Annotated in this window: 10 protein-coding genes; 1 reads left to right on the top strand and 9 read right to left on the bottom strand. The window is 67.0% G+C overall.

Annotation, left to right across the window (positions count from 1 at the left end; genetic code table 11):
* The 7 genes from ACYVGN_RS13360 to ACYVGN_RS13330 form a co-directional block, all read right to left on the bottom strand.
* The coding region (locus ACYVGN_RS13360) for a recombinase family protein (protein ID WP_460791356.1) at positions 1-351 on the bottom strand (351 nt) is incomplete at its 3' end.
* 250 nt (positions 352-601) lie between these two features.
* A protein-coding gene (locus tag ACYVGN_RS13355; protein WP_460791354.1) for an IS3 family transposase occupies positions 602-1,854 on the bottom strand; the annotation gives its coding sequence in 2 pieces (ribosomal slippage) (positions 602-1,572 and positions 1,572-1,854; 1,254 coding nt in all).
* Between the two features lie 83 nt (positions 1,855-1,937).
* Positions 1,938-4,118 carry an alpha-amylase family glycosyl hydrolase gene (locus ACYVGN_RS13350; RefSeq protein ID WP_460791353.1) on the bottom strand — a complete coding sequence of 727 codons (2,181 nt, stop codon included), beginning with the start codon at positions 4,116-4,118 and terminating at the stop codon, positions 1,938-1,940.
* The gene (locus ACYVGN_RS13345) at positions 4,091-5,965 is read right to left on the bottom strand and encodes a glycoside hydrolase family 13 protein (RefSeq protein WP_460791351.1); all 1,875 of its coding nucleotides are present in this window, start codon (positions 5,963-5,965) and stop codon (positions 4,091-4,093) included. Before ACYVGN_RS13345 ends, ACYVGN_RS13350 begins: the two co-directional genes overlap by 28 nt.
* Position 5,966: 1 nt before the next feature.
* Positions 5,967-6,782 carry a sugar ABC transporter permease gene (locus ACYVGN_RS13340; protein ID WP_460791349.1) on the bottom strand — a complete coding sequence of 272 codons (816 nt, stop codon included), beginning with the start codon at positions 6,780-6,782 and terminating at the stop codon, positions 5,967-5,969.
* Positions 6,783-6,895: 113 nt separating this feature from the next.
* Positions 6,896-8,386, bottom strand: coding sequence for an ABC transporter permease subunit (locus ACYVGN_RS13335; RefSeq protein WP_460791347.1), 1,491 nt, complete (start codon positions 8,384-8,386; stop codon positions 6,896-6,898).
* A gap of 193 nt (positions 8,387-8,579) precedes the next feature.
* Positions 8,580-9,860, bottom strand: a complete 1,281-nt coding sequence (locus ACYVGN_RS13330) for a sugar ABC transporter substrate-binding protein (protein WP_460791345.1) — start codon at positions 9,858-9,860, stop codon at positions 8,580-8,582.
* Between the two features lie 298 nt (positions 9,861-10,158).
* Here ACYVGN_RS13330 and ACYVGN_RS13325 point away from each other — a divergent pair, with 298 nt between their 5' ends.
* Positions 10,159-11,223, top strand: coding sequence for a LacI family DNA-binding transcriptional regulator (locus ACYVGN_RS13325; RefSeq protein ID WP_460791343.1), 1,065 nt, complete (start codon positions 10,159-10,161; stop codon positions 11,221-11,223).
* 107 nt (positions 11,224-11,330) lie between these two features.
* Here ACYVGN_RS13325 and ACYVGN_RS13320 read toward each other — a convergent pair whose 3' ends face one another.
* The gene (locus ACYVGN_RS13320) at positions 11,331-11,675 is read right to left on the bottom strand and encodes a histone-like nucleoid-structuring protein Lsr2 (RefSeq protein WP_460791341.1); all 345 of its coding nucleotides are present in this window, start codon (positions 11,673-11,675) and stop codon (positions 11,331-11,333) included.
* 96 nt (positions 11,676-11,771) lie between these two features.
* Positions 11,772-12,035, bottom strand: coding sequence for a hypothetical protein (locus ACYVGN_RS13315; protein ID WP_460791339.1), 264 nt, complete (start codon positions 12,033-12,035; stop codon positions 11,772-11,774).
* Positions 12,036-12,292: the final 257 nt, after the last annotated feature.

Raw genomic sequence — 12,292 nt, 5'->3', positions numbered from 1 at the left:
TCCCTGCCCGCGACCGCGGACAACAGGACGACTCTCATAACGACTGGACCTACGAAACGGGGTCAGCCCAAGGACCCGCAGACCGATCCCGCGGTCGCTGAGGTTGTCGGCGACGGTGAGGATCTCCTTGGTGGACCGGCCCAGCCGGTCGAGCTTCCACACCACCAGGGTGTCCGTGCCGTCGCGCAGGTAGTCCAGCGCCTGCTCGAGCCCGGGGCGCTTGCTCGAGCGGCTGCTGATCTTCTCCTCGAAGATCCGGATGCATCCGGCGGCCTGGAGGGCGTCGCGCTGCAGCTGGAGGTCCTGGCCACTGGTGGACACGCGGGCGAGGCCGATGAGGTTCTGCGTCACCGCCCGAGCGTCGCAGAAACCGGTCTCGGAACCGAGCCCGACACGACGGCTAGTGAGACGCGTTTTGGACGCAACGCAGTGGACCATTAAGCGGCAATTCGCGTCCGTCTCATAACCGAATCGTTAGTGGACACCGCCGCAGCCCCCGTTGGGATCAACGGGGGCTGCGCCAGCAAGACATCAGGCCCTGCGACGTCCCCGTACAGCCCTTTGAATCGCCCCGGCATGTCCGGAGAGTTGTTTGCTGGTGTCAGGCCACTGTTTCGAGTGGCTGGTGGTGAGCGTAGTCGAGTTGTTCGACTTCGATTGGGGTGAGGTCGTCGAGCGAGCCGTGGATGCGGTCGCTGTTGAACCAGGACACCCACTCGGCGGTCGCCGCTTCGACGTGCGCGATGTCCCGCCAGGGTCCGTCGTGGTGGATGAGTTCGGACTTGTAGAGCCCGATCTGCGACTCGGCGAGGGCGTTGTCGTAGGCGTCGCCGACGCTGCCGACGGACGCGTCGATGTCCTCGTCGGCGAGGCGCTCGGTGAACGCGATCGACGTGTAGACCGACCCGGCATCCGTGTGATGCGTCAGCGACGCGAAGCCCGCGACGCCTTCACGGCGGCGAGTGAACAACGCCATCTCGAGACAGTCCAGCACCAGCGGTGTCGCCATGGATGTGGCGGCCTGCCAGCCGAGGATGCGGCGCGAGTGCGCGTCGAACACGAACGCGACGTAGACCCACCCGGTCCAGGTCCAGACATAGGTGAAGTCCGCCACCCACAGCTGGTCGGTGCGGAACCTCGCGAAGTGCCGGTCGACCAGATCCGCCGGTCTAACCTCCTTCACGGCCGTGTCGGCGGGCTTGCGCCGCTTGCCGCGGGTGACGCCGACCAGCCCGAGCTCGCGCATCAGCCGTTCGACGGTGCAGCGGGCGATGTCGTGCCCATTACGCCGCAACCGCAGCCAGAGCTTGCGCGCCCCGTAACGGCGGTGCTGCGCCTTCCAGGTCTCGGCGATGATCGCCTTCCAGTGCTCGTCGCGCTGCTCCCGCTTCGAGGGCCCGCGGCCGCGGGCGTCGTAGTAGGTCGATGGGGCGATCCGGCAGCCGTGCTCGGTGAGCACCCTGCAGATCGACTCGACACCCCACCGCAGACCGCCATCGGCGCGGTCCCTGTGTTCGTCGATGAACGCGACTATCGCGTGAACGGCCGGTCGAGTTCGGCCGCGAAGAAAGCCGAAGCCGCCTTCAAGATCTCATTCGCCCGCCGCAGCTCCGCGACCTCGCGCTTGAGACGCTTGATCTCCTCCTGCGCCTCGCTCGTCACGCCCGGCCGAGCGCCGGTGTCGACCTGCATCCGGCGGATCCACTGCCGCACCGTCTCCGGCGAGCCGACGCCGAGGAGCTTGGCGACATGACTGATCGCCTGGTACTCGCTGTCGTGGTCCGGTCGCACCTCCGCGACCATCCGGACGGCGCGCTCGCGCAACTCGACCGGGTACTTACTGGGACGTCCCATGAGACTGATCCTTCCAAGGAATCCAGTCTCCGGACATGCCGGGGCGACTCACTTCTTCGCAGGTCTAGTCCCGTGATCCAGGGTTAGGGACGCCAGGTATACATCGGGGTGTCTGCGGTGCCGGAGCTGGGCGCGGTGAAGGTGCGGTTTGTTCCGCTTTCCCAGGTCACCTTCCCTGTGGCGTCCCGCTTGATGAACTTGAATTCAAGGGTGTGTCCTGCGGGCACGCTGATGGGGAGGAACCATTCGGGGTAGGCCGGGTTGAGCATTGCCTCGAAAGGCTTCGCCGGATCCCAGCCGCCTAGCTCACGCACATTGCCCACGACGTACACGTTCTCGCCGGGCGCCGTCGTCGCCTCGTTGACGTGGAAGATGACCTGCACCTGTTTCCCTGTGACGACGGTGTACTGGTAGGTGTTCGACGTCGCGTTCGAGGTGCTGACGGTGACATCGACCGTGCCGGGTGCTACGGCGGGAACGGTCACCTTGATCTGATGCGGGGACCAGCACTGGACGGCAGCGGGGGCACCACCGAAGGACACCGTTCCGGCCGAGGTGCCGAAGCCCTCCCCGTCGATGGCTACGACGTTGCCTGCGCGGCCCTGGGTGGGGCCTACCGCACCGATCTGCGGGCCAGCCGGTGTGGTGTCGCGGTAGGACCAGACGGCGACTTCCGCAGGCCCGAGGTCGAACGGGGTGACGGCTCCCGTCGAGTTCACCGTCAGTGCGTTGCCACTCGTCAGGCCGCCGAGGTAGTCCGGGTAAGTGCCCGGTGGTAGGGCCGTGGAGAGTCCGGTGATCGGGTACGTGGTACCGCTGCGGTTGATGGCTATGAGCACGGTGTTGTCGAAGAACTTGCGTTCGTAGATCAGAACGTTGGAGTTCTCCCAGCGGAAGGTGGTCGTTCCGTATGCGAGTGCCGGGTTTTCCTTGCGCAGTTCAGCGAGGTCCCCGATGAGCCGGTACGCCGGGGTGGTGGTGTCGAAACTGTTCATCCAGACCCGCCCCGCGTCGCCGTTGGCGCCGGGGAGGTACTGCTCGGTGCCGTAATAGATGACCGGGGTCCCGCGCGTGGTGAGGTGGAATGCCAGCGCTGCGTGGAAGATGCCCTGATTCGGCTGAATGCTGGCAAGTCGTGGCTTGTCATGGCTGTCGAGCCAGGTGACCGAGTTGTGCTCGTAGGTGTAGTCCCCGTCGGTCCGCTCGACCGCGGCCTTGAGGTCGAGCATGGACTGGCTGAAGTCACCGAAGGTGGCGCGGGCGACGTTCGCCAGCTCGAAGTCAAGGATGTCGATGCCGGTGCGGTCCGGGGAGGTGCGATAGTCGTCGTACTTCGGGTCCGGTGTCCCGATGAAGTACTCCCCGAAGTGAAACACGGGCGTGCTCGAGGCATTGACATGGTCGGCGAGCACCGTGCGGAAGGCGTTGCTCTGGTGGAGCGTGGCGTCGTTCCGGATGCCGTCGACACCATGGCTGAGCCACACGTCGATCGCGTCCAGGAGGTGGTCCTGGACGAAGGCGTTTTCGGTGGAGAGGTCGGCGAGGTTGGCCAGGTCGCGGAACTGGTAGTCGTATTGGCTTGTCTGGGACGGGGCACGGTTGCCCTCGTGGTGGTACAGCCCCAGTGTGTCGTTGTTGTGCCGGCCGATCAGCGTTCCCTCGCGGTATAGGGCTCCCTGCTCAACGTTGTCGGTGTGGTTGGTGTGGTTGGGTGCGAAGTCAATGACGACCTTGATTCCGTGTGCGTGCGCGGTTTCGACCAGGGCGTCGAAATCGGCCCACCCTCCCCAGTGCTCGTCCGGGACGAAGTAGTCCTTGGCCCAGTAGCCGTGGTAGGCGTTGTAGTAGTTGCCGTTCTCCAGGTAGGGGTCGTCCAGGTTGTTGTACGGCGGCGAGATCCAGATGGCTGAGATGCCCATGCCGGTGAGGTAGGGCATGCGGTCCGCCAGTCCGCGCCAGTCCCCGCCGAAGAACCGGTTGATGTCGGTGCGGCTGGGGTCGTAGCTGTTCGCCTTGCCGTAGGGGTTGTTGTTGGATGGGTCGCCGTCGGCGAACCGGTCGGTGAGTACCTGGTAGATCGTGTCGGTCTCGTAGTTCGTCGTGTTGGCGACCCCGGTCGCAGTGCACGCGCTTACGGCTTGCGCGGGTGCCTGTGCTGGACCGGCGGCGACACCGAGCAACGCGGTCAGCAGGCCCGCGCATAGCGCGGCCCCGGCCTTAACGCGCGAGCGGCGTCTCAGGGGACGTACTGCTGGACTGGCCATGGTGTTCCTTCCTCGGGGCGGGCAGGCGCTAAACGTGTGGGCAAGGACGTGATGTTGACTCCGGGGCCGTCGGCGCGGAACTCGGCTGTGCCGTTCGATATCCGTGGCGCTGTTCCGTAGAGCGGTTCGGCGGTGGTGGCTCCGAGTGGTGACAGGTCGATCCGCACCGGTGGGTGGGGTGCTCGGGCGCAGTGCACGAGCACCCGCTCTGTGGCGGACTCGCGCAGGAAGATGGCGACGTCGCCCTGGGCGTGGACCCAGCGCAGGCCACCGTGGCGCAGGGCGGTCGATGCGGCGCGGACGGCGGCGAGGCGTCGGTAGATGGAGCGCAGTTCCTCGTCGATGTCGTGCCCGTCCCAGGGGTACGGTTTGCGGCCGTCCTCTGCGAACTCGCCGGTCATGCCGATCTCGTCGCCGTAGGTGAGCATCGGGATGCCGGGCATCGTGAAGAGCAGTCCGGCTGCGACCACACCGAGACGGGTGGACTCCCCGAGCAGGGTGCGGATGCGGGTGGTGTCGTGTGATCCGAGGAGGTTGAAGCTGTGGGCGATGGTGCGCCACGGGGCGTGGGCGGTGAAGTCGCGCATGGTCGCGGCCATGGCCTCCGCGCCGAGGCGGGGGACGGGCAGGGGTGATCCGAGGAAGTTGGCGGTGTGCTCGGGGCTGCGCAGCCAGGTCCATACCGGTTTGGTGAAGCCGGCGTAGTTCATCACCCCGTGCCAGCCGTCGCCGAGCGCGTCGCGGGTGTAGTCGTGGGCGTGCTCGGCGACCAGCAGCGCCTGCGGGTTGGCGGTCACCATGGCGGTACGGGTCTGGCGCGCGACATCGGCGTTGAGATCGTCCGTGCCGTGGCGGCCGGTCATGTTTGCCACGTCGATGCGCCACCCGTCGAGCCCGTGGCGGCCCACCCATCGGGCGACCACGCCGTCGACCGGGTCGAAGAACTGCTTGCGGAGTTCTGGGCTGGTGAAGTTGAGCTTGGGCAGGGACCGCACGCCGAGCCAGGAGGCGTAGTCACCGGCGTCGTCGAAGTAGTAGAAGTCGCGTTCGGGGCTGTCGGGGTCGGCCAGCGCCCGGCTGAACCACTCGTGGCCGTCCCCGGTGTGGTTGGTCGTCAGGTCGCCCAGAACCCGGAGGCCACGCTGGTGGGCGGCCTCGACAAGGGCGGCGAGGGCGGGGTCCCCGCCGAGGAACGGGTCGACCCGGTCGAAGGTGCTGGCGTCGTAGCGGTGGTTGGAGCCGCCGGGGAAGAACGGCGTCAGGTACAGCACGTTCGCACCGAGCTCGACGATGTCGTCCAGGTGGGCACGGACGCCGTCCAGGTCACCGCCGTACCACTGAGAACCGATGCGTTCGAGCGAGGTGTCGACCGGGTCGGTCCAGGCAGCCGGGCTGGCCCAGGCGGGCGGTGTCCGGTCTGCCGACCGGGAGAACCGATCCGGGAAGATCTGGTAGACGATGGCGTCGGCGGCCCAGCGCGGCGGCGCCGGGAACGCGGTGAGGCGGAAGTCGGCGGCGTCGGGGACGTCGCGACCGTGCACCCCGGCCCCGTTCAGCCAGGCGTAGCCGGTGGCGCCGCCCTCGAGGATGAAGCGGTAGTTGGTCACGGGGTTGCGGCAGACGATGTCCGCGCGCCACCAGGTCTCGGTCTCCTCGGTGCGCTCCACCGTGGCGGGGACGAACTGTTGCTCGCCGTCCGGGGTGACCCGGACGTGGACCGAGTCAACGGCGCAGGCGTGCGGGACACGCAGGAACACCGAGACCGTCTCGCCGAGGCTGGGGTTCGGGTTGGTGACGTAGAGCTCCGAGCCGTCGTGGTGCGGCTGGTGGATGGAGAACGTTGACATGTCAGCCTTTCACCGATCCCGAGGTCAGGCCGCCGATGATGTGGCGCTGCAGGGCCAGGTACAGGACCACCACCGGCAGCGAGGCGAGGATCGACCCGGCGGCGAACTGGCCGAAGTACTCGTTGTTGTTGTTGGCGAAGGTGGCCTGGAGCCCCACGGCGAGGGTCTTGTGGTTGGTGTCGGTCAGGAAGATGCCGGCCATCATGAACTCGTTGATGAAGCCGACGAACGAGAACGTCGCCACGGTCGCGAGGATCGGGGCGACCAGGCGCAGGATCATCCCGAAGAAGATCTGGGCGTGGGAGGCGCCGTCGATCTTGGCGGCTTCGTCGAGCTCGCGCGGAACGGTGTCGAAGTAGCCCTTGAGGAGCCAGATGTTCGCGCCCATGGAGCCGCCGAGGTAGACGATGATCAGGCCGGCTGCGGTGTTCAGGCCGATCTGGGGGAAGATGTCGCCGATCTCGATGAACGTGACGTAGATGGCGATGAAGGCCAGGAGCGCCGGGAACATCTGGATCAGCAGCAGGAAGATCAGCGCCGGTCGGCGTCCTGTGAACCGGAAGCGCGTGAAGGCGTAGGCCGTGCATGCCCCGATGAATACCGAGCCGGCGGTGGCGACGCCGGCGATGAGGATGGTGTTGAGATACCACCGCCAGAACGGGCGGATGGGGTCGGTGAACAGTTCCTCGAAGTTCGCCAGGGACGCCCCGTTCGGCACGAGGCTGCTGCTGCTCAACGTCCCGGCCGGGTTCAGCGCGGCGAAGACGATGAAGACGATGGGTCCGAGCGCCCACACCAGGGCCAGGGCGGCCAGCACATGGCGCCACCCCTTGGCGGCGAACCTCGGCCGAGGTCCCTGCGTGTGGGCAGGAGCTGCCCCTGGCCCGGGCAACACGGGTGGGCGGGGGCCGGTGGTCAGACCAGTGGACATCAGTGCACCTCTTCCAGGGCGGCGGTGCGGCGGAACGCACTCACCGACAGCAGCGAGACGATGGCGAAGATGAAGATCGAGATGGCGGAGGCGAATCCGAAGTTGGCTTCCGTGGAGCCGAAAGCCAGTCGGAACGCGTAGGTGATCAACAGGTCCGTCCCGCCCTGCGTGGGGTCGCTCGCCTGGAACGGTCCTCCTCCGGTCAGGAGATAGATGAGCCCGAAGTTGTTGAAGTTGAACGCGAAGGAGGCGATCAGCAGCGGCCCGACGGCGACGAGGAGCAGCGGCAGCGTCACCGAGCGGAGCATGCGCCACGGTGACGCGCCGTCGATCATCGCTGCCTCGCGCAACTCAGCTGGGATGGACTGCAGTGCTCCGGTACAGACCAGGAACATGTACGGGAAGCCGAGCCAGAGGTTGGTCACGAGGACCGCGACCTTGGCCCAGGCCGAGTCGCCCAACCAGTTCGTCCCGAGGCCGGTCAGGTTGTTGATCAGGCCGAACTCCTGGTTGTACATGCTGGCCCACACCAGTGCGGTGACGAACCCGGGCAGCGCGTAGGGCAGGATCAGCAGCGACCGGTAGAGGCGCTGGCCACGCATGCCGGGGTCGTTGAACAGCAGCGCGAGGAGCAGGCCCAGGGCGAAGGTGGAGAGCACCGAGATCGCGGCGAAGGCCAGGTTCCAGGTGAAGATGCCGACGAAGCCGTTGCGCAGGGCCGGGTCGGTGAGCACCCGCTCGAAGTTGGCCAGGCCCACGTTCTCCTTCCACCCCTGCGGGAAGGATCGGCCCGAGCCGTCGGCGGCGACGAACCGGGCATCCTCGGCGATGTACTCCGTGCCGGTCTCGGTGTCGGTCAACCGGTCCGTCGTGGGGTCGTAGGTGATCGTGGTCCGGCTCTGGTAGGCCTCGGTCAGTCCGGCTTGCTTGATGCTCACCCCGTCCGAGACCGGGACGAGAAACGTGCTGAGCTCCTCGGAGCGGGCGTTCACCTCCTGCGCGGAGAGGAGCGTGTACCCCTCGGCGGCCGCGACCCGTCCACCGTCGTCGACCGTGACCTCCTCCGCCGGCAAGGGCTCCAGCCCGGCCCCGTCCCCGACTTGGAGCTCCCCGCTGGGGGCGCGCAGCAGGAAGAGCAGCTCGCCGAGCAACGGGTCGGCACCGTCGGGCACCGCGACGGCGAGCTGGTAGCGGGGCTGACCGGGGATCTCGCGGACCGAGCTGGCGATGATGAGGTCGATCGCCTCCTCCTTGGTCACCCGGTGCCCGTCGCCGTAGTTGGTGAATGCGGTCGCCACCGTGTACGTCACCGGCCAGATCTGCAGGGCCAGGAGCAGCAGCAGCCCCGGCAGCAGGTACTTCATGGGAATCCTCTTGCGGCCGCCGTAGACGGCGAGCACAGCGAAGAGGGCGCCGGCCACCAGGGTGACTCCGAGCCAGCTGCCCGCCTGGACCAGCCGGTGGGTCGCGATGATGGCCACCACGGTCACGACAACGAGCATCGTGAGGGCCACGACACGGCCCGCCGGCAGGCGCCGAGGCACAGGCGGCTGACTAGGCCCTGGCGTAGGGCGGGTCCTCGGTGGGTTCTGCAGATCGACCGTCACGGGTCCTCCTCGAGCGCCTGGCGCTTCGCGGCTTCGGGGGCGGCGCCAGCGCGCCGCCCCCCCCGCCACGGATTGGTTACTGGCCGATCGCCTCGGTGATCGCCGAGGCGGCGTCCCCCATGATCTGGTTCGGGTCACCCTCACCAGCTGCGATGTTGGCGATCGCAATGCCCAGCGGGCCCCACACGGCGTCCATCTCGGGGATGGACGGCATCGGGTCGCCGTTGGCACCGGCGGCGCTCCACGCCTGGAGCTCCGGGTCGGCCGCCGAGAGCTCCGCGTTGAGGGAGGCCAGGGCCGGCGGGCGCTGGCCCTGCTCGAAGAGGGCGCGCTGAACGTCGGGGCGACTGACGTACCTCAGAGCGAACTCCTGGGCGAAGGTGGCATTCTCCGCCTTGCTGGAGACATAGAACAGCTGCACGCCAACAAACGGGCGGGTCGACTGCCCGCCTTCGAATGGCGGGATCTCGCTGACGGCATAGTTGATGCCTGCGTCTGTGATGTCACCGGTGGCCCAGGGCCCGGTGACGAGGAACGGTGTCTCACCCCGGACGAAGAGGTCGAGCGCCTCGTTGAACGTGATCGACGTGCTGAGCGCACCCTGTTCCGTCATCCACGCGAGCTTCTCTGCTACCGCTTCGCCTTCCGCCCCGTCCAGCCCGAGATCGGCGGGGTCGTAGTCACCCTCGGCGTCGCGGCCGAAGATGTACCCGCCCGCCGAGGTGATGAACGGCTCGGCGTGGTACGGGTCGCCCTCCTGGCCCACCGGCATAACCATCGGCTTGGAGGCCTTGCCGCTCGCGACGAGCTCGTTTCCGAGGGCGAGCATCTCCTCCACGGTCCCGGGCACGTCCGGGGCAAGATCCGTGTTGCGGATCAGGCCGATGTTCTCCACGGCGTACGGGACCCCGTAGACGCTCCCGTCGCTGGTCGCAGCCTCGATACTGTTCGGCAGGAACTGTTCCTGCACCTCTGCGCTCATCGGGACGGGTGCGATGACCCCGTTCTCTACGAACTTGCCGATCCAGTCATGGGCACCGACCACAAGGTCGGGTCCGTTCTCGGCGAGAGTCGCCGTGACGAAACTGTCGCGCCCGTTGTCGTTGACCGTCTGCACGACCGCCGTGATGCCGTTCTCCTCGGCGAACTCCTCGAGGAACGGCTGGAGCACCTGGGCTTTGGCGTCGTCCGCCCACAGCACCAGGTCAGCGTCCGGGTCCCGTGCCGGTGGGCCCGTCGGCGACTCGGTGGCGCTGACCTCAGGCTCCGCCGACGGCTCCGCCGCGGAGGAACCACCGCCAGTGCTGCTTCCGCAGGCGGTGAGCGCGAGCCCCAGCCCGGCCATCGCGGCCACCATGGAAATCCTTGCCCGTCGTTGCATCGGGTCCTCCTTTGAGATCCGAAGGTTGATGCGAGGCCGCTCACATCACTGTGAGGCGGGTCTATCTCGCCCGCGCGAAGGGCCGCGCTGGACGCAACATAGCACTGCTGATTGCCGTAATGGAACAGGTATTGCGTGCAACCTTTGCAACTGATCCAAGTCACCCTTATGTGGGGTTACGCAGCACCATGCACGCGAAGTGCGCCGTTTCAGCGGATGCAAACTCACGCAATATCGTTGCGCTTCTTGCGCTGACGGTGCTAGCGTCGCACGTATGCCCGCAACGCTCCTCGACATCGCCGCGACGGTCGGCGTGAGTGCCGCGACCGTGAGCCGCGCCCTCAGCGGGAAGGCCGGCGTCTCGGCCGAGGTGCGGCGTCGGGTGCTACAGGCAGCAAGCGAAGTCGGCTACGACCGCTCGTCACAGCGACCTGGGATTCGGGCACGGACCGGGACGTCCAAGGCTCTCCCTGTCGGCGTCATCGTCCCGGAGCTGGACAACCCTGTTTTCCCGGCCTTTGCCCAGCAGATGGCAACAAGGCTGGTCCAGCAAGGGCACATGCCGATGGTCTGCTCTCAGTCCGCCCCCGGGGTCTCTGAGGACGAGTGGATCGAGCTTCTGCTCTCCTACAACATCGCCGGACTGATCGTGGTTTCCGGCATGCACGCCGACACCCACGCCTCGACGGACCGCTACGTTCGCCTTCGCCAGGCAGGCATCCCCCTCGTGCTGGTCAACGGGCACGTGCCGACCCTCGACGCGACAAGCATCTCGGTCGACGACGCCCTCGCCATGCGGGCCGCTGTCGACCACCTCTTCGCCCTAGGACACCGGCGCCTCGGCCTCGCCCTCGGCCCCGAGCGGTACGTCCCCGTGATCCGCAAGGTCGACGGCTTCACCCATGCCCTGCAGACCCGCGGCCTCCCTTCGGGGACCGCGCCGCTGATCCGGCACTCGATGTTCACCATCGAGGGCGGATCCTCCGCCGCCGGTGAGCTCCTAGATGAAGGAGTCACCGCCATCATCTGCGCCTCCGACGTCATGGCCCTCGGCGCAATCCGGGCCGCGCGGGCCCGTGGTCTCGCAGTCCCCCGCGACGTGTCGATTGTGGGGTTCGACGACTCGATGCAGAGCGCCGATCCCCCGCTGACCACCTTGCGCCAGCCGGTCAGCGCGATGGCAGGTGCCGCCGTTCACGCACTGGTCGAGGAGCTGCAGCAGGGAACCCACGCCACAAGCGAGTTCCTCTTCGCCCCGGAACTTATCGTGCGCGGCTCGAGCGCTGCCGCCCCAGAGGCGCCCCCCTCGAGGCCGCGCACCGTGACCTCGTCAATCTAGATGTTTCTCGCTCGTCGATCCTCGGCGGCCGATCGAGCCGCGAGCGGCAAACCTCAAGACTTAGCCTTGTTTCGCCGTGCCTGGCAATAGCACCTGTGGCACTCCAGCTAGTTCGCAACCTCGTAAGCCTCACGGACGTTTACCGGGATGCGTCCTCGGTCCGAGACCGTGTAGCCGTTCTGCCGGGCCCATTCGCGGATCTTGACCGTCTTTGAGCTCGCAGAGGTTGCAGTCGAAGCTGAGGTCACTGTTCGGCGAGCGGCAACCTTCTTCCGGCCACTCACCTTGCGAGCGTGGCCGATCCATTCAGCGAAGGACTCTCGCAGCGCCTCGGCGTGCGTCTCGTTGAGGTCGACCTCAAAATCGACGCCGTCGAGACCGAACCGCAGCGTCTCCGATGCTGGTGAACCATCGACATCGTCGATAAGAATCAGGTGCTTCTTCTGCGCCACGGCAAGTCTCCTTTTGCATGCAAGTTCCGGGGGGATCCCCACTTTAGGGGAGCGGGAGAGTAGTCGTGAGTGGTTCTCCGGCCCGCAGCACCCGGTTCAATCGTGCTCGTGTGAGCGACGCATGACGGCCGTTGCCGGGAGCCAGACAGTGCCAATGCGTCCGTGGTCGTCTTTGTAGCGGACCTGCACCGCGCGTGGCGTCCAAGCGGTGGCGACGGCGTCGACGAGGTGGTGCCCGTCCCGGTGGCGGATCCACGCTAGGGCAGGAACGGGAAGGTGTGCCTTCTTGACGGGCTGGCCGTACTGGTCAGGTGTGAGAGTGTGCGCGACCTCGTGGTCGCGCCCCGGCTCGAGCGACATGGGGCGACGTTATTGGTCTCCCACCGTCCACCGCAGGTAATCGGGAGGTATCCCTCCTGATTAGCCTTTTTGGTCATAGATCTCGGCGGACTTCACTCACCGGGCAGCGTCCGCCTCGGCTCGGGCGGTGTAGGTGCGGCCAGCGGCACGGACCGCGTCGGCCGGGCTGCCGGTCGACCAGTCGTGCTGAGCCGCCCCCTTCATTCGGTCCGGACGTTCTGTGAGTCGTCGGTTTCCATTTGATGGGTGCACTGTCG

It is taken from the genome of Microbacterium lacusdiani (assembly GCF_054779895.1).
The sequence above is the reverse complement of the archived record's forward strand: the minus strand, read 5'-3'. Positions and strand labels throughout refer to the sequence as shown.